The 19,525-nt window shown below is 43.5% G+C and carries 12 protein-coding genes; 6 read left to right on the top strand and 6 right to left on the bottom strand.

Annotation, left to right across the window (positions count from 1 at the left end; all coding sequences use genetic code 11):
• Positions 1–145: 145 nt before the first annotated feature.
• Together FMM05_RS01435 and FMM05_RS01430 are read right to left on the bottom strand one after the other, a co-directional pair.
• A complete protein-coding gene (locus FMM05_RS01435; protein WP_143371555.1) occupies positions 146–3,682 on the bottom strand; it encodes a ShlB/FhaC/HecB family hemolysin secretion/activation protein in 3,537 nt (1,178 codons plus the stop codon).
• Between the two features lie 39 nt (positions 3,683–3,721).
• Entirely contained in the window at positions 3,722–4,510 is a 789-nt protein-coding gene (locus FMM05_RS01430) for a phosphatase PAP2 family protein (protein ID WP_143371554.1), read from the bottom strand.
• A gap of 623 nt (positions 4,511–5,133) precedes the next feature.
• On the opposite strand from FMM05_RS01430, the gene FMM05_RS01425 reads away from it, so the two are divergent.
• From FMM05_RS01425 to FMM05_RS01400, 6 genes are all read left to right on the top strand, one after another.
• Positions 5,134–6,735, top strand: coding sequence for a Na+/H+ antiporter (locus FMM05_RS01425; RefSeq protein WP_143371553.1), 1,602 nt, complete (start codon positions 5,134–5,136; stop codon positions 6,733–6,735).
• A gap of 214 nt (positions 6,736–6,949) precedes the next feature.
• Positions 6,950–8,155, top strand: a complete 1,206-nt coding sequence (locus tag FMM05_RS01420; RefSeq protein WP_143371552.1) for a sensor histidine kinase — start codon at positions 6,950–6,952, stop codon at positions 8,153–8,155.
• An 8-nt stretch (positions 8,156–8,163) separates the two neighbouring features.
• Positions 8,164–11,739, top strand: coding sequence for a response regulator (locus FMM05_RS01415; protein WP_185965484.1), 3,576 nt, complete (start codon positions 8,164–8,166; stop codon positions 11,737–11,739).
• 15 nt (positions 11,740–11,754) lie between these two features.
• Entirely contained in the window at positions 11,755–12,120 is a 366-nt protein-coding gene (locus tag FMM05_RS01410) for a response regulator (RefSeq protein WP_143371551.1), read from the top strand.
• On the top strand, positions 12,121–12,936 hold the full coding sequence (locus FMM05_RS01405; RefSeq protein WP_143371550.1) for a CheR family methyltransferase: 816 nt from the start codon (positions 12,121–12,123) through the stop codon (positions 12,934–12,936). It begins immediately after the preceding gene.
• On the top strand, positions 12,918–13,496 hold the full coding sequence (locus FMM05_RS01400) for a chemotaxis protein CheB (protein WP_143371549.1): 579 nt from the start codon (positions 12,918–12,920) through the stop codon (positions 13,494–13,496). The genes FMM05_RS01405 and FMM05_RS01400 overlap by 19 nt, the downstream gene beginning before the upstream one ends.
• A 6-nt stretch (positions 13,497–13,502) precedes the next feature.
• Here FMM05_RS01400 and FMM05_RS01395 read toward each other — a convergent pair whose 3' ends face one another.
• From FMM05_RS01395 to FMM05_RS01380, 4 genes are read right to left on the bottom strand one after another with little or no spacing between them, the layout of a single operon-like run.
• Positions 13,503–15,272 (bottom strand): hypothetical protein, encoded by a 1,770-nt coding sequence (locus FMM05_RS01395; RefSeq protein WP_143371548.1) that lies wholly within the window; start codon positions 15,270–15,272, stop codon positions 13,503–13,505.
• Positions 15,262–17,673, bottom strand: a complete 2,412-nt coding sequence (locus tag FMM05_RS01390; protein ID WP_143371547.1) for a hypothetical protein — start codon at positions 17,671–17,673, stop codon at positions 15,262–15,264. The genes FMM05_RS01395 and FMM05_RS01390 overlap by 11 nt, the downstream gene beginning before the upstream one ends.
• 2 nt (positions 17,674–17,675) lie before the next feature.
• Positions 17,676–18,410 carry a hypothetical protein gene (locus tag FMM05_RS01385; protein ID WP_143371546.1) on the bottom strand — a complete coding sequence of 245 codons (735 nt, stop codon included), beginning with the start codon at positions 18,408–18,410 and terminating at the stop codon, positions 17,676–17,678.
• Positions 18,383–19,513 carry an AAA family ATPase gene (locus FMM05_RS01380; protein WP_143371545.1) on the bottom strand — a complete coding sequence of 377 codons (1,131 nt, stop codon included), beginning with the start codon at positions 19,511–19,513 and terminating at the stop codon, positions 18,383–18,385. Before FMM05_RS01380 ends, FMM05_RS01385 begins: the two co-directional genes overlap by 28 nt.
• Positions 19,514–19,525: the final 12 nt, after the last annotated feature.

The raw sequence follows: 19,525 nt of genomic DNA, 5'->3' as shown, positions 1-19,525 counted from the left end.
CGATAAAATTTGGGAAGATGAAAAGGGCGATCCGTATTTTGGACCGCCCTTTTTTGTTGCACTTTCACCATCTTTTTTGACACTGATTACACAAATTTAATTGGTGATAATTAGTGCAATTCGTGGCTAAAAATTATACTAGAAATTAAAACATCAGTTGTAGCCCAATGGTAAGCCTTCCGCCATCGCTGGAATTAAAAAAGGCAACGTTTGCTGTTGTAAAGCCTGCAAGGTTAAATAACAGGCCACCACCTACAGAGGTATGCCATTTATCCGAATTTTCGCCGTCTATCCATACACGTCCGTAATCAAAGCCACCGTAAACACCCCACGATGCGGGTATAAAGCTGTTTGACAGCCTGCCTAAAGACAAACGCAGGTCAGAGTTTTGGTAGTATGATGTTTTACCGCTAAAACGCTGTTTCCTGAATCCGCGCAGCCCATCCTGGTCGCCAATAGTGGCAGCCTGGTAAAACTCAAAATCGTTATTAAAAATATGCTGGGCCTTTAATTTGGTGGCATAGGTTAAAATACCCTTGCGGTCAATCTTAGTAGTTAGCCTAACCTCTGGAACAATATAGGCATAACCTTTATCTTCATCAAAATTAGCTTTGTAACCACCGCTAAGGCTAAAGCCGATACCTTTTTTAGGCAGGGCGGCGTTATCAAAGTTGTTGTAGCTGTAAGATGCTTCGGCGGTATAAAATGTTTGCTCGTCGAACACTTTAGGGTTTACGGGCGCTATTGCTATGTAACGGTCTTCTGTTTTTTCCGACTCAATATTCTCATATTTAAGCCCAAAACGTATTATGCTGCCATAATAACCCCTGTACAGTAACGATGGGTTAACGTAGGCCGTCCTGATGCGAACACGGTTATAATCCATGTTATCGTTATCTGGCGTAGTATTACCAAAACCAAAAAAGTTATATGCATAAAAAGGGGAGGTATAGCCCGCGCCAATACCCAGGTTAAGCTTGCCCAATACGTGGGCAAATTCGCCTGCGTAGCTAAGGTTTACGCCACTTGTAGCTGTATAATACAGTGCCTTAACATTGTGCTGCGCCGTAAATGGGTTGCGCACAAGGCTATTTTTAGTATACGAAAATGCAGCACCCACAGCAAGCCCATCATCGGGGTTAAAGCCTATTTGTGGGAGTATCTGGCTGATGTCTTTACGGCCCTTCATAAAGTCGTAGGTATTAACCTCATAATCATCGGTAAGGGTTTTGCATCCGGAAGTTTCAAACGTATTTGGCATGCTTTTTTGGTCGTACACATGTACGTTGCTTTTCCTGTTAATGCGGTAGGTATCGTTGTTTTTTCCACCAATTATCTTAATAGGGATGGTTTTATTGCCGTCGCCTTCTACCTCAAAAATATCCTTATCGTCAAGCCCGTAGATCCAGATCTCTTTGGTAACTTTTTTATCGTAATCTACGTCCCAAAACAGCGTGCCTTTTTGTCCCTGCTGGATACGATAGCCCTTAACGTTGGTAACGCCATTGGGTTTGCGGGTTATTATGAACCAGTCGTCTTTATCGGTGCCGGTTATCATTACAAACGATTTTAAGTAGCTGTACACATCGTGCGAAAGCTCTTCAACCTTACTAATCCTGCCTAAAAAAGCCGCTTTTATCTTCGCTTTCTTCGCTTCATCCAATCCTTCGGGAAATTTAGCAAAGGCTTTGTCTACAATCTCGGGGGTTAGGTGCTCTTTAATGTATTTGGCTTCGCGAGCCCAGTCTTCCTCAGTATCGTTTATAAGCACGGCACGGTCTACATCATCGCCGGCATCGTTAAACCAGCGAATATGTTTATATTTAGGGGTATAACGCTGCATAAAACGCAGTGGCGGATTAAGCGTGGTAATTGCTCCTATCATAAAACCATCAAAATCAGAAAATGCCTGGTCGCGGTCGCGGGGTATAGGGGTATAAAACAGCGTGCCGTCTTCTTTTTTATCTTCCGTCCAGCGCCACTGGTCGGCATGGCGGTCAAAATCGCCTAAAATATTATCCAGCAAACGGGTGCGTATGTATACATTTTCATTAACGGTAACCTTGTCTTTCCTGCGCATTTCTTCTAAAAAATCTCCGGTACCTATAATTTTATCGTGGTAGCCAAAGCCGGCATTTTTACCCTGCCCGTCGTTTGCCTGCTCTTCAATAAAATACACCTGGTCGCCATAATTATCGTTATAATTGCCCAAAGCCTTTTGTTTTGGGATGTAATACACCTGCGGGTTAGCATGGTAAATTTCTAAAGCATCGGCAATATCGCCCATGGTAAGGGCAGCGTAGGGGTTAGCGGTAGTCCAGTAATCTTCTAACAGCTTAATAAAGTAGGTATCGGCAACATCGGGGGCTAAATACTGCATTTTAAATAAGAAATACTGAATGAAACGCAGCGCACTCTTTTTAGTATTACGCATGGTGTACTCTGCAGCTGATTTGTCTTTAAGGCGTAACGAATTTGTTTGGTGCCCGCCACCTTTGCGCACAGGGGTAAGGCCACCATATAAGGTGTCTAAGAGCGCTGTTTTAAGCTTTATGGGAGCAAGGTAGTCGTTACGGTAATGGTCGCCCCAAAGGGCTTTAAAGATGCCGGAATGCTCCAGCTCTTCTTTGCTGTAAATGCTTTTCTCTACATATTGCGGCGACTGGTATTCATTATAATCGGGCAGATCTAATTTTTCGTCGGGTGTTATAATTATCGATTCAAATAATGGTGCGCTAAAGTTGTTAGATTCGCCATAAAAAGCCACGTTAAGCGAGCCGTCTATATAGGCTGTTATTTTAGAAAAGCCCGCTTCCGCCGAATTAAATTTACTATCCGGGCCTTTTGCAATGCCATTGCCACTTGCCGCCGAACCCGCAATAATTACAGGTACTTCGTCTTTACCGGTAATATATTGCATGTTGTTTTCATGGCCCGATACAAACGCTACGTTTTTAAAACGCAGTGCCAGGGTTATAAGGCGGCTGCTTAGCTCCTTATAATATTTATTGTTAAGCTGCTGCGGACTGATGCCAAACGCATAGCTGCTGCCATATTTGCCATAGCTAACAATAGGGTGGTAAAGGGCTATCAGTACGGTTTTGCCTTCGCTTTTTACAATCTCTGCCTCAACTTCAGTGTAAAACTGGTTCTTGCTTTTAATGTCGCAGTCATCGTTAATGCCGGGCAGCTTGTCCCAGTCCGTAAGTGCCCATTGCGAGTCGAGTATCAGCAGGTCTACATCACTGTTTATCTTGATTTTCTCCATCGGGCAGCCCTTTTGTGGCTTAAAAGCCTTTTCATTACCTAACGCTTTGGTTATAAAGTCGGCTTCCTTTTTTAAGCCTTTAAGACCCTTATGCCAGTCGCTGTAGCCCGGCATAAAAAACACATTGCCTTTAAAACCCTTAAGCAGGTTGGTTTGCAGTGTTAACCGCTCTACAGCATCGTCGTTATCTTCGCTAAAACCTTTGGCAGATGCATTATTGCCTAAAAACAGCACGGTGGTATTATCGCCTGCATTTTTAAGGCTATTACCCAGCGCTGTTAGTGCCGCGTTGTTGTTGCTTTTATCTCCTGTATTGCCTATGGTATAAAACGTATGGCTTATACCATCGCCGCCCTGTTGTGCATAGCCCCATAAAAGGCTAAACAAAAAGAGGATTGTAATTTTTGTTTTCATAGCTGTTAATATTAGGTAGTGGTTGGGTTATGTATGTGTTTAAAATTGCGCCGATACTGCCAGGCCCACCTGTTGCCCATTGTAAAAGGGTAGTATGAGTCCGCTTACTTTCGTGTTGTTCTTTTCTTTGCTGCCAAAAAGTGTTCTTTGTATAAAAGGGTGCATCCAGTAGGCGGCCTTGGTGCCCAGTATGCCTATGCCCGCGCCCGTAATAACATCTGTAAACCAATGGCGGTCGTTATATATCCTAAAGATACCGGTACCTGCAGCTATGGCGTAACCACCTATGCCGTACCAAACCGATACATCTTTATATTCCTGGTATAAAAACTCTGCCCCTGCAAAGGCCGATGTAGTGTGCCCGGATGGGAACGAATCGTTAGATGTGCCATCGGGCCGCCTTACATGCACCACCTCTTTAAGGCTGGCAACAGTAACGTTTACAAGCACCAGCGATGTGAGTATTATAACCGTACGGTCTTTAAAATTATGCTTACCCTGCACGCCTGCCAGGTTAAGGCCGTATACAGTTGCCACGGGTACATAACGCGAAAAATCGTCTATGGTTAAACGGCTGTCTATACCGGGGCGCACGCGGCTGCGTATATCGCGGTTAATGCTTTTAATCCAGGTGCTGTTTAGGCCTATGGCACCATAGGCTATAAATGCCCCGGGTATTATGAGCTGCTTGTAGCGAAACTTATAATCGTTAGTACCTTTCTCTTCAATATTACTATCGTTAATACTATCATTTTGGGCAGGTACAAGCTGTCCGTATGCAGTAAACATATTAAGGAATAAGACTATAACGGAGAGTTGGCGTATCATAAATTACAGTTTAAATTAAATGGCATTATCTTAATTATAAACAAATTACCAGCCAGAACCGGATTATTATACTAATAGCGATGTAGTTAAGTAATTTTTTTGTAAGATTTCTTGTAAAGTTAGATATTAAACCTTTGTTCTATAATAGATTAGGTAATTACAATTAGAATTTGATAAAAAAATTTAACAGGATTAAATTTATGAAATTGTTTTTATGTAAAAACAAGGTGTAGACATAAAATAACGATATATCGTGAAAATATAATTTTGTGACGAAATATCGCAGGGAGGCATACTGTATTTTCTTAAAATATAAATCCCCGCCAGTTGGATGAGTGACGGGGATTAAAAACAAAACATTTAAAAGAAAAACCCTCCTTCTGTAAAGAAAGAGGGAAGCCATTAAAACCACACCTTACTTTAATTTAAATGGCTTTTTTTTTAATTAGGGGCAATGCATTAGTAATTTTACTGAACATATATACGTAGGAATTATTTTAATGGTTTTGCAAAAAATAAAAAAAGTTGCATTTTTTTTGCACTTACTGTTTTGGTACGATTATTTAAACAAATCTTTATATTTACAACTATATTACCTGTGCCGGTTAAGGCCCTTTATTTTTATGGAAAACATTACTGTTATTATAATGCTGTTATTTGGGGTTGCTTTTTTAGGCATCCTTAGTACAAAATATAAATTCCCGTTCCCTATTGTGCTGGTATTATGCGGGGTGGTTATAAGTGTTATACCCGGCCTGCCTGTTATTGCCCTTAGCCCCGATGTTGTATTTATAATATTCCTGCCGCCATTGCTGTATCATGCAGCCTGGCATACCAGCTGGCACGACTTTAAAGGTTCTATACGGTCTATAAGCCTTGCCGCCATTGGGCTGGTAATATTTACCACGGTAGCTGTAGCTGTTACAGCCCACTATTTGATAGATGATATGGGCTGGCCGCTTGCCTTTTTAATAGGTGCTATAGTATCGCCGCCAGATGCCGTTGCAGCAACATCCATCACTAAAGGGCTGGGGTTACAACCCCGCCTTATAAGCATTTTAGAAGGCGAGAGCCTTGTTAACGATGCCAGCGGCCTTGTGGCCTATAAATATGCCCTTGCAGCCATTACCGCAGGTAACTTTGTATTATGGGAGGCCGGCCTTAATTTTTTAGTTGTAGCCGGTGCGGGTGTATTGGTAGGATTAGGATTGGGTTACCTTATGTACCAGGTACATAAACGATTTGTAACCGATCCCGTTTTAGATGTTACCCTTACTTTTCTTACCCCGTTTGCATCCTACCTGCTTGCAGAGCATTTTCATTTCTCGGGCGTACTGGCGGTGGTAACAACGGGCTTGTACCTGTCGTTCCGCTCAGATGAAATATTAACCCATCGCAGCCGGGTAATGAGCACCACCGTGTGGGATGTTGTTACCTACATACTAAACGGACTTATTTTTATTTTGATAGGCCTGCAACTGCGCCAGATAATGGATGGAATGGGCGATTACAGTAAAGTATCGCTTGCACTGTGGGGTGTTGCCATAAGCTTTGTAGTAATAGTGGTGCGTTTTTTTTGGGTTATACCGGCAGCCATGCTGCCGCGCTATCTGAGCAAAAAGATTCGTACTACCGAGGAGTTCGATCCGCGTAACCTTGTAGTCTTTGGCTGGGCGGGTATGCGGGGCGTAGTATCTATGGCGGCAGCGCTCGCGTTACCGTTAGCACTGCCCGATGGTACCATATTCCCGCACCGCAACCTGGTAATTTACCTTACGTTTTGCGTAATACTTTCTACCCTTGTGCTCTTGGGTTTCACACTGCCGTGGATCATCAAAAAAATGAAGATGGAGCCGTATTCTATCTATGCTGAGGAATATGAAGTGCGTAATATGGTGGTATCGCAAACCATTACCCATATAGAAGATAATTTATCGCTCCTGCAAGACGACCTGCTGCATAATATAAAAAGCAAGTATGAGGTTAAGTACAACCGCCTGCAAAAGACCGATTTGCCCGCTAACTTTTTTGGTAAAGGAGAAACGCTTGCCGGAAATATTTTTAACGAATTTACCCAGTTGCAAATAGACCTTTTAAATGTAGAGCGCAAAAAAGTACAGGAACTACACCGCAACGGCAGCGCTAATGAGGAGATACTTAGAAAGATAGAGCGCGAGCTGGACCTTGAGGAAACCCGCCTTTCTATGGATATGTATGATGGGTAAGATGTATAATGTTTATGCAATAACTGTTAATATTCATAAATTGAATTAACAACTCTTTAACAGTTCTTTTTATACTTTTACTTCGTGACCAAAAAAGTAAAAAAGATAACCTTACTACATATGCTTATGCATTGCCCATACAGCATTGCTGCTCATAAGGCAACGGTGTACACTGGCATGGCATATGTTTCAATAAATCTACATAATATTTAAGATGGTATTAATAGTAGATGACATACGGGCAAACATCCTGGCCTTACAAAAAATACTCGAACTTCATAACATACCGGTAGATTCGGCGGAATCGGGCGAAGAAGCGCTTAAAAAGATACTTAAGACAACCTATTCGCTCATCATTATGGATGTGCAGATGCCCGGTATGGACGGCTTTGAGGTAGTAGAGATACTTGCCGGAAGCAACCGTACCAAGGATATTCCCGTTATATTTTTATCGGCTATCAATAAAGAAAAAAAGTTTATCTCTAAGGGGTATGAATCGGGCGGGGTAGACTACGTTACCAAACCGGTAGACCCTGATTTGCTTATCCTTAAAGTAAAAACCTTTCTTAAGCTTGCCGAACAAAAACAGGAGTTAAGGGATATTCGCGACCTGCTGTCTAAAGAAGTAGAAATTAGGAAAGAAGCCCAGGAAAACCTGGAACAAAAGGTAGCTGAACGTACCAGCGAACTGCTGCTTAAAAATGAGGAGCTCGAGATGAAGAACCATGAGCTTCAGCAATTTTCGTGGGTGGTATCGCACGATCTTAAAGAACCGCTAAGGAAAATTGAAACCTTTATCAGGATCATACAAGAGCGCTATATTGTTAAAGACGATAAAGCTACTGATTATGTAAACCGCACGATACGATCAGCAGACAGGATGGCGAAACTAATAACGGATTTGTTAGAATATTCGCGGCTTTCATCTACCGTTTTACCCGAAAGAACCGACCTTAACCTTATCCTTGAGGAAGTGCTATCAGATTTTGATTATCGCATCGAACAAAAAAATGCGGTTGTAAAAACAAGTAGTTTACCAGTTATACAAGGTATTCCGAGTCAGTTACGCCAGCTTTTCCAGAACCTTATAGGTAACTCGCTAAAATTTACCAACGAGGGAATAGCACCAGTTATAGAAATAACATCTGAGCGCATAGCCGACAAAGATTTTGACAGCCCGGCATCGGCCAAAGGCTGTTATTGCAAAATAACAGTATCAGATAACGGCATTGGCTTTAACGAGGTGTATCTGGATAAGATATTTAAGATATTCCAGAGCCTTAACGACCGTAATGCCTATGAGGGTACGGGTATAGGCCTTGCCATAGCCAAAAAAATAACCGAAAAACACAACGGCTTAATTACAGCCAAAAGCACATTGGGGCAGGGCTCCAGCTTTATAATAGTTTTACCAATATAACCATTACTATGAACGGTAATTTTAGAAGAAATTTAATACTAAGCTCGGGGGCATCCATGCTTATCCTTATGATAAGTTCTATAGCTTCGTTTTTAAGCATCAGGAGCCTGTTAGACAGTACCGCGTGGGTTAACCACACCCAGGAGGTTATTTACAACCTTAACGAGGGATCATCTATAATGATAGATGCACAGGGCGGTATGCGCGGCTTTTTAGTTACAGGCGATGATAATTTTCTGGCTAACTATAGCACAGCCCGCGAGCGGTCTGAAGGATATTTTGAAAAACTGGCCGTTTTAACTAAAGACAATGAGGCGCAGCAAAGCAGCCTTAAAGAGCTGGCACCGCTTAGGGCGCAGTTCTTTAAATATTTAGATACCCGCATATCTCAAAAAAGAAAAGGCTGGCCTGTAGTGCCCGATGAAATTAACCAGGGCAAGAACCTCATGGACAGCATACGCACCATTTTAAAGCGTATGGAAACCGAAGAGCGCAGCCTGCTTGACGAAAGAAATTCGCAATCAGAGCGTTATGGGTTTTACAGTTCGGTGCTTATTGTTATTGCCGCAATTATTGCGCTATTAATAAGTGCAGTGTTCTTTGTACGGACTATAAGGGATTATAACCAAAGGCTTAAACTTCAGCTACAGCTGGAAAAAAATGACAGAGAAACTGCTGAGCGCATCCGCGTTATAAGCGGTGTAGCCGGGCAAATTGCAGAAGGTAATTATGATATCAGGGTGGAGGATAGCGAGAGCGATGCCCTGGGCAGCGTAGGTTTATCGCTTAATAATATGGCGGTGGCACTTAGTGCATCGTTTAAATCACTGTCTGATAACGAATGGCTGCAAGCCGGCGTGGCAGAGCTTAATACGGTTATGATAGGCGAGAAGCCGCTTAACCAGTTAACTAAAGATATTGCCGAATACATAGCGCTGTATACTAAAAGTAATGCGGCAATATTGTATTTGGTAGAGGGGGAGCACCTTAAATCATACGCGGGGTACAGCTACGTACCAAGCAAAGACAGGGAATACCTAACCATAGGCGACGGGCTTACCGGCCAGGCTGTGGCATCTAACAAATTAATGCAGCTTAAGGCGCTTTCGCCGGAAGATATTACCATATCCTACGCCCTTGGCGATGTTAAGCCGTCCCACATTGTGGCGCTGCCGCTTGTAGATAATAAGGTTGTTGGGGCTTTAGAGCTGGCTTCGGTTAAGGAATTTACAAAGCGCGACCTCGAGTTTTTACGCTCGGTTGCCAATAATATTGGTATTGCCATTACTGCTGCCCAAAACAGGAAACGTGTGCAGGAACTGCTGGAAGAAACCCAGGCCCAGGGCGAGGAGCTAAGAGCACAGCACACCGAACTTGAGGGCATGAACGCCGAACTGGAAGCGCAAACCCAAAAACTACAGGCAAGCGAGGAAGAGCTTCGCGTGCAGCAGGAAGAATTGCAGCAAACCAACGAGGAGCTTGCAGAGCGCAGTGTGTTGCTGGAAGAAAAGAACATGGAGATCCAGAAAAAATCAGAAGACCTGGAGCTTACCACACGTTATAAGTCAGAGTTTTTAGCCAATATGTCGCACGAGCTGCGCACGCCGCTTAACTCTATATTGCTTTTAAGCCGTTTATTATCTGAAAATAACGATGCCAACATGAACGGCGAGCAGGTAGAGTTTGCTAAGGTTATAAACAGCTCGGGCAACGGTTTGTTAGGGCTAATTGATGAGATACTGGACCTTAGTAAAATTGAGGCAGGTAAAATGGAACTGGAGTTCCTGGATGTTGCCACTAAAGAAATTACTGATAGCCTTAAAGCCCTGTTTACAGAGGTTGCCAAGCAAAAAAATATCGAGTTTAAAATTGTAGCGAAAGATGCGCCGGTGGTTATCCGTACCGATAAAATGCGTTTAGAGCAGATACTTAAAAACCTGATATCTAACGCGATTAAATTTACTTCACAAGGCTCTGTAACGTTAGAGGTTAAAAAACACCCTACTGATAGCAAGCTGATGATGTTTGTGGTTAAAGATACAGGCATTGGTATACCAAGGGAAAAGCAGCCATTGATATTTGAAGCCTTTCAACAGGCCGATGGCTCCACCAAACGCAAGTATGGCGGTACCGGGTTGGGGCTTTCCATCAGCCGTGAGCTGGCTAAATTGCTTCGTGGCGAAATTACGCTTAAAAGCGCGGTAGGCGAGGGTAGTGAGTTTACCATAACCGTGCCTATTATAGGCTCTGTTATTGCAGCTCCGGTTGAAAGGCTTGAGGAAACATCAGCCTATAAATCTGAAACTACAGATGCACAGGATAAAAAGGATGCCGAGATAAAACAATACATAAGTCCGTCGATACCCGAGGATGTGCCCGATGACCGGGAGGCCGTAGGCGATAACGACAAGGCCATTTTGATTGTAGAGGACGATATTAACTTTGCCAAATCGCTATTAGAATTCACGCGTAAGCGTGGTTATAAAGGTATTGTTTCCGTTCGTGGTGACCATGCCTTAAATCTTGCACTGGTATATAAACCGGTGGGCGTGTTGCTCGATATTCAGCTGCCTATAAAAAGCGGGTGGGAAGTTATGGAAGAGCTTAAAAACAATGCCCAAACCAAGCACATACCGGTACACATTATGTCGTCGCACAAACTTAAGCAGGAAAGTTTGCTAAAAGGTGCCATAAACTTTTTAGATAAGCCGGTGGCCTTTGAGCAAATGCCCGATATCTTCAGGAGGATTGAGCACATCATCAGCCGCGAATCGCAAAAGGTGCTTATTTTTGAAGATAACCCGCAACATGCCAAAGCGCTTGCCTTCTTTTTAGAAAGCAACAATATCAATTCTGAAATTAAAAGCGAGATAAACGAGGGCGTAAACACGCTGCAAAGGGCAGAGGTAGACTGCGTTATACTTGATATGGGTATTCCTGACAAGCAGGCATATGAAATACTGGAGAACGTTAAAAAGAACCCGGGCTTAGAGAACCTTCCTGTAATTGTATTTACGGGCAAGAGCCTTAGCATGAAAGAGGAGCTTAAGATTAAAAAATATGCCGACTCGATAGTTATTAAAACCGCACATTCGTACCAAAGGATGCTGGATGAGGTTTCGCTTTTTCTTCACCTTGTAGAAGAAAAGAAGGGGGCTAACGGTAAAAAGGATTATAAAAAACTGAACCAGTTAAACAATGTATTAAGCGATAAAACTGTGCTTGTGGTAGATGATGATGTGCGAAACATTTACTCGCTTACCAAGGCGTTAGAATCGCTTAAAATGAATGTCATAACGGCCATTGATGGCAAGGAGGCGCTAAAATCGCTGGGCGAGAACCCCGGGGTAGATGTGGTGCTGCTGGATATGATGATGCCTAATATGGATGGCTACGAAACCGCCACCCGCATTCGCGAAAATAAAAAATACAAGAACCTGCCGGTAATTGCCGTAACAGCAAAGGCCATGACGGGCGACAGGGAAAAATGCATCAACGCAGGTGCAAGCGATTATATAACAAAACCGGTAGATATAGACCAGTTATTGTCTTTATTAAGGGTTTGGCTGTACGACCAGCATTAATAGTAATACATTAAAATGAGCAAGAAAAGAGTTTTAATTGTAGATGATGATGCGCGCAACATTTTTGCGCTATCGGCAACATTAAGGGCACGCTCGTTTGAGTGCCTTTCGTGCACCAGTGCTAAAGAGGCGCTGGAATTGCTTAAAACCGATGAACCTGTAGATGCAGTGCTTATTGATATGATGATGCCCGATATGGACGGTTATGAGGCTATACCGCTTATTAAAAAGATACCGGCCCGCAAGGGTACGCCAGTAATATCGGTAACGGCGCAGGCTATGGTGGGCGACAGGGAAAAATGCCTGCAGGCCGGGGCAGATGATTACATATCCAAACCTGTAGATGTAGATAAATTACTGCAATTATTAAGTACGATATAAATGGTTTTAATAGATGATCGTGAGCTGGAGCTGTTGATAAATGATGTATTTGAATATCACGGTTTTGATTTTAGCGGATACTCCAGGGCATCGCTTAAACGCCGTGTAGACCGGCTTATACATTTAGACGGCTTTAAAAATTTTGGCGAGCTGCTGTACAAAGTGCGCACCGAGCCCGATTATTTTAAGCACATGGTAGAGGAAATTACGGTTAACGTTACCGAGATGTTTCGCGACCCGCTGTTTTACAAAGTGCTGCGCAACGAAATTTTGCCCATTATAGGCACCAAGCCGTTTATACGCATTTGGCATGCGGGCTGCTCTACAGGCGAAGAGGTGTACTCTATGGCCATATTGCTTAAAGAGGCCAATTTGCTGCACAAATCGCTGCTGTATGCTACCGATATTAATGGCCTTGTGCTGGATGTGGCCAAGAAAGGCATTTTCCCGCTGCACATGATGAAACAGTATTCTGAAAACTATATGGTTTCGGGCGGTAAAAAAGATTTTTCGCATTACTACACAGCAAATTACGGTTATGCAAAGTTTGGAGAAGACCTTTCTGAAAAAATGGTGTTCTCGCAGCATAATTTGGTGTCAGACGGTTCGTTTAACGAGTTCGACCTGATACTGTGCCGTAATGTATTGATATATTTTGATAAAGAACTGCAGGAAAAGGCCCTGGTACTTTTTGATGACAGCCTTGCCAAGCTGGGCTACCTGGCGCTGGGCACTAAGGAAACCATTAAGTTTTCGCCCCTGCAAATGAGGTTTAAACAAGTAGACCGCGAAAAATTATGGAAAAAGATACTGTAACCCCACGCTGCAAGGTTTTATTAATAGGGGGGTCGGCGGGCAGCCTTGAAGTACTTATTAAAATACTGCCGCGCCTAACGGCCATACCCACATTTGCCATTGTAATTATTGTACACCGCAAAAGCTCTGAAGACTCTACCCTTGAAGAATTAATTGCCGCAAAAACTACCCTGCCTGTTAAGGATGTAGAAGATAAAGTGGTATTAGAGCCGGGAAACATATATGTTGCGCCGTCTGACTATCATTTGCTTTTTGAGAAGAACAACCTGCTATCGCTGGATACATCCGAAAAAGTGAATTACAGCAGGCCAAGCATTGATGTTTCGTTTGAGTCGGCTGCCGACGCCTTTGGGCCGGAAGTGGCAGCGATACTACTCTCGGGTGCCAATTCAGATGGTACGCATGGCCTTGCCGAAATTAGGGAGGCCGGGGGTATAGTTGTTATTCAGGACCCGGAATCAGCAGAAATACCGTTTATGCCCCGCAATGCACTTGAAAATGTTGCCGCAAACTATATACTTGATGTAGAGGGGATACTGAGGTACATACAATCTTTATAACCTTATTTACAGGCGTATACTTTTACGTTTGGCCTTATATTTCATTACATCTTTGGTAATGGACTTATCTTCTTTATTAAAAAATATAAGTTCAGAGGCTACAGCAGGACTGGCCTCTAAATGTTCGGCAATAATCTCGTAAGCAATATCTTTTACAGGCTCTTTAAGGCTGTCGTGTTTGGTATATTCCACCTTAATGGCCTCTAAAAATATCAGTCGGTTTTTAGCATTCGTTTGCTTATAAATACTGTTTATTTCATCCTCTAACGCGGCATCCGTTTCAATATTAGCAAAATAATTGTTCAGGCAATTGTAGGGGTCTTTGTTGGTGTTCCAGCCTTCAAGCAAAATATCCTGCGCCAATGCCGGTACGCCTATCTTATATTTATAAATAAGCGAAGCCTTTACAAACTGCGAGCCCTGTTTATAATCATCGGCAACGAGGTTGTAGTAGGTATCGGCATCCTGTTTACGGTTAAGGAGGGTGTACAGATCGCCCACCTTTTCGTGTTGCTTCATTTCTTTATGCAGGATAATTGCCTCATTGTATATTCTGGCCTTCTCGTAGCATTCTGCCGCCTTAACCTTGTTTTTGCAATAGTTGAGGTATATGGATGCTGCTTCGGCATAACAGCCGCCGTCTTCCAGCACCTGCGCCGCTTTGGGGTAATTCTTTAAAAGTTTCAGGTAAATATGCGCTGCCTTTTGGTAGTCGCCCTGCGTAATATAATTGGCCGCCATGTTTTCGTAGCGTTTTTGCAGGGTGGTAAACCTTTCATTATCCAGTAACACGTTGCTGCCACCACTGCCGGAACTGCTGCGCGGAGCGGCATTTTTGCTGCCTGAAAACCTTTCTATAAGTACTATCGCAATAATGAAGATAAGCATTGGGAAGATATTTGGTTTTCCCTCCCAACCGCTGGCCGACATAATAAGCGCAACCAGCCCGGTAAATAGCATTGCTATTATGAGAAGGCTGCGCTTAGACGACTTTGTTAGCTGGCCGGTAGTATCGCGGGTTAGGCCTAATGCTTTACTTAATCCCAAACCAAGTCCTCCACCAACACCTTTACCAAACGTAAATTTGCCCTTATTGCCGCCGCGTGACGTTCCCAACGTATCTAAGGGAATGGCAAATTTTAAAGCCAAATCGGGGTTTTTATCTAAAAACGCGAGGAATTTATCCATTTCCTTTTGGTTGCCTTTAAGCAGTTTTTGCACATCAAACGGCAGGTTGTCAAGGCCTTCGTCGCCAAAAGGCTTTTCTACGGCGGCGGCGAGCGCTTCGGGGTCGGCTTCAATGTACATGGTGCTTATCTGCCGCGGAATGGCAACACTTTTTAAAGGCGCAGTTATGTGCAGGTTTGCCTGCTCAGGAAGTGTAATAAGCACCTGCCAGTTAATGGGTTCGGCTACTTCTGCCAGACCAATTTCAGGATGGTGAATGTAGTAATGACTGCCAAACAGCTTTTGCCATTCACTCTCAGATAATTGCGGACTAAGTGTACTGTATTCCGGTATAAATATTTTATCGTTAACCAGTTGCAGGAGGGCGTTGCTGTTGAGTTCGGCAATAGTTACGTGCTCCTTTAAAACAACAAGGCAGCCAAAAACCTCGTTAGCCTTTGTGTCCGGCACGGGGTAAGCCGTAATATCCTGTAACGCAAGCCCCATACGCTGTATTTGTGCAAGCCATACCATAGGCAATGCGCTTTTTATAAGCACGCCCCTTTTTGGGTAACTGTTTTTATGATACGGCTTTATGCTAAGCTCCATGGTTTAAAATGGTATTTATAAACGGCTCAAGGTATTTATGGTTAAAACTGTTCACGCTTATTTTTAACAGTGGCGCATTGCTTTTATCCTTATAAAAATAGTCATTTCCGGCAAAATCATCGCCGGCAGCAAGGCCAAGATTGTAATCCAGGCTTGCAGGCAGGTATATTTTTGGTATGGCGGGGTTACTGCTTATCAGTATAAACATACCGCGTTTATCCCTTATAATCTCACTGCCATCAGGGAAGAGCAGTTTGCTTTTATCAGTGCTGTTGTCATAATGCGCGTTGACCTGTGGAGTGTAACTGCGATTGCTATACATCCTGAACGTGCTGTGTACCTCATTGTTGTGCAGGTTTACATTAAACTCATGCTTGTACAAGTGCAGCTTACCTTCGGTATCTATACAGGCGGGCAAAAAGTTTTTAAGAATGTTGCTCCCGGGGTTGTAAGTATAATTACCTAATTCGGCTTTATATTTATTGTACTCATTTTCTACCTTAATGTGCGATCTTACTATTTCTATTTGTAACCCTCTATCGTTTTTTGTAATATTTTGATTCTCTGTAAGAGCTTCATCAATCATGCAATACGTATTTACTTCGTTAAAATAAAAGAGATTATAATTCTTATCCTTTCCCTCAAAAGGCAATTTGTGATATTCGGATGTATTTAAATTATGATAGCTAATAATACCTTCCCTCTTGTAATAGGACACAAGAATGTAGTGGCCGTCCTCGCGGCCCAGTGCATGCAAACCTCCCGATTTTATTGACAGGTTCTCTAACAGCAGTTCGCAACCCTTATGTTTATGGTTAATAGGAGAATACTCTCTTTCCGGAATATTTTTTAAATAGGTGCGGTACAAGCTCCTGTTGGCCGTAAGGAGGTAAATGTACCCATTAAGCCAAAACTTATCAATAATATTGGCTCGCAAAGGGAAAAGGATGGGGTAATCAGGTATTGAAACCGCCGAATTGGCTTTTCGTGTTTTACCTTTTGCTGAATTGTCTTCTTTAGGCCTGTTTTGCCAAAGTTCTTCTAACGGAAGGTACAGGTGCAGCACCAGCTTGCGCGCACGGTTTTGTATCTTATAAAAGTTAAGGTTGCCCTGATGGTCGGGCTCTATAACGTACTTTATTTTTTCGTGATGGTCGTTAAGCACCTTTTGCACCGCAGGCAGCTTTAAGGCACCGCTTGTTGAGATTACAAATATCTCAGGGCTGCCTTTGGTATGCTCGCTTTCTAAAAAGGCGCTTAACCCGGCTGATGCATCCAGCTTGCCGCTGAGGACATCCAGCCCAGTAATAACATCCTCTACCGATGTATAATACACTTCCTGGTACTCCTGCGCTACGGCAATTATTTTGCACTCAATATTGGTTTTAGGATGCGTAGCCACACCCAGTGCGGCTGCATACGCCAGTATCTTAGGTGTGCCCCAGTTTTTTAAGGAGACATCTACCAGTAATATCCTCAAAAATTTGTCATTTTCGGGCGGAACCTCGCGCTCTATGTACAAGGCCTCATTATTGGCAAGGCGCTGCATAAAAACATCATCATCGTTAGCAAATTCTGAGATGAGCAGCTTGTCAAAATCGCCTTTATTGGTCAGGTCGGATATGCCGCCCAGCGGTTGCCTGCCACCCGCAAAATGGTGCATGGGTATGTTGAGGCCCGACCAGATGCGCTTTATAAGGCTGCCTACCGGGAATGTTCGTGGGTCCTGTATAAGCTGCTGAACAAGATCAGGCTGGGTGGTGCTTACCGGCTCTTCGGCTATTGCCTCTGAAATTTCAGGGAGCTGCGGCAGGCCTCCTATGGCAAGAAGTATATCATCTACCGATGTATACTTTTTATTTAGTAAAGCCAGTGTACGAAAGTCTTTCTGAAACGTAGCAAAACTGAAATTTATCTTACTACCTGCTCGTAACAAGTGATGGCGGTGCTGTTTATATTCGCCTAAAATAGTTTTTGCTTTTTCGGAAGAAATCCTGTTATGGCAACCCGAAAACACAGCTTGTAATACCTGTTTTCTTTTATTGCCCAACTTATAATTTTGTGGCAGTGCCGCAAGTTTATCTAAAAACGCCCTTGATTCGGCCAACATGTCGATTATCGAAGGATTGTCTTTAAAAGGCTTGGATTCATCTGCAAACACTTTACCCATGGCGGCTTGCGAATTAGAGTTGGTAGCGATAAGGGCAAGCAAAAGCGAGCCGAAAGGCGGTATGCTTTCTTCTGCAAGGTATTCTAAAACCTCCATAATATAAGCTTCGTATCCTATGGTGCTACCGTTTACGATAGTAGCCGATTCATAAACGCCTTGAGGCGAATGTACCTCGTTTTCCCATTCCCAAAAGTAACTGCTGTACGACTGAAAATACTCTTGTAACTCCATAATTAAGCAGTAGGGTAGGTTAAACGGAATGAACTGATGGATAGTGGCATAACGGCCTCTTTAGGCAGTAGGGTATAGCTGCCATTTATTTGCCAAATAATAAGATGGTTGCCATCGGGGGCTATCAGGTTCTCTACGGTGCTGTACAGCAGGGGCAATTCAAAATCATAGCCTGCGGGCAGCAGCATGTTGTTTACGCGCCAGTAGGTTTGCCCGCTAACAGGTAGCAGGGGTGTGCCCAGTATAAGTATGTTATCATCAATACCTGAATAATGCAAATTTTGAAGGCGCACTTTAGGCGCCGATGTTATATAGCTTGCGGCTGCATCGCGATTTAGCAGCAGGGCGTACGGTTCCTGCTCTGTAGCCGAAGGGATTATGTTTACAGAAACTCCATTGGTAATCCCGAAAAAATTATGGTTTAGCGGGGGCAGGCTTACCGGCAACAACCTGTCTAAAGGCGACCATAGCAGTGCCGACCTCATTTTTTTTACGGGCAACAGGCTGCCTTTTACAAACAGTAAATTATCTTTTTGGTAGTACAGTGTTTTATACGGTATCGCCATAATTTCGGGGCTATCGGCCTGCTGCTGCGTAATATCCTTTATCCAGATGGTAGCATCATCGGTAGCGCCCTTTAGGTTATCCCAATGGCGTATGTGCCCTAATAGCAATGTATTAGATATGGGTATTTCTAAAATATAGGTAGTTATATGGTTTGCAGTATCTTCTGCCATAGCGTTTCTATCTCCTTGCCAATATACTGTTTTTGCTCGTTGTTTTTAACCCAGTCGCAACGCGATTGCAGGTAGCGCAGCTTGTCTTTTATAATGTTCTTTTCTTCAAAAGACAGCCCTTCCTGCAGCCACTTTTCGTTTAAGTGCTGCACCTCTTTAATAAGCTCTTCGGGGTTGGGTGTTTTATTAAAAACCGCCTGCGGGTGGGCGTTGGGGGCTTCGTCTTTTTCTATCACGGCGTTAATAATACCCTCTAAGACTTCGATTTGCTCCTCGGTATCCCAAATGTATTTAAGCACCCAAAGATCCGACAATATTGCCTCCTCGCGGCCGCACATAAGGGCGCTGGCAGCAATAAGGTTTTGCAGTTTAACCGCCCGCCTGTCCGACACTTTTATGCCGGTATTGCGCAGGCTGTGCACCACATCTACATACTGTAGCCTTATGTTGTTAAGGCTAACGCGGCGGCTTGCGGCCTGTAGCGCCTTAACCTCTTCGGCAGATACTGTAAGGCTTTCAGCGGCAGCGTTATTTTCCAGTTTCCACCCGGCAAGCAGTACCTCGTGCAGCAAATCCGGGTCTACGTAATCGCATTTAATGCGCACCAAAAAACGGTCTAACAGGGCATTAAGTGCCTCATCTTCGGGTAGTACGTTGCTGGCACCCACAAACATTAAGGCGGGCAGTTTGCGGGTTTCTTTACCGCGGCGAAATATTTTTTCGTTAAGCGCCATTAACAGGCTGTTGAGTATGGCCGAGTTGGCGTTAAATATCTCATCCAGGAAAACCATGCTTGCCTCGGGCATCATGCCATTGGTATTGGTAACAAGCTCGCCCTCTTTTAGTTTACGAATGTCGAACGGGCCAAAGATCTCGTTAGGCTCGGTAAAGCGGGTTAGCAGGTATTCAAAGTTTTTGCCTTCATCTATTTTATTGGACAGGGCGCGCACAATGGCGCTCTTTGCCGTACCGGGAGGGCCCAGTAAAAAGGCATTTTCACGCGCTATAAGGCTGATGCCCAAAAGGTCTATAATTTCATTCTTGCCTACAAAGGTATCTTTAAGGCTCTTTAAAACTTCATTAAGCTTTTCTATCGAAGTCATTTTGTATTGTAT

The sequence above is a fragment of the Flavobacterium zepuense genome, assembly GCF_007097145.1.
Classification (GTDB): domain Bacteria; phylum Bacteroidota; class Bacteroidia; order Flavobacteriales; family Flavobacteriaceae; genus Flavobacterium; species Flavobacterium zepuense.
This window is presented reverse-complemented; position numbering and strand designations above follow the sequence as displayed.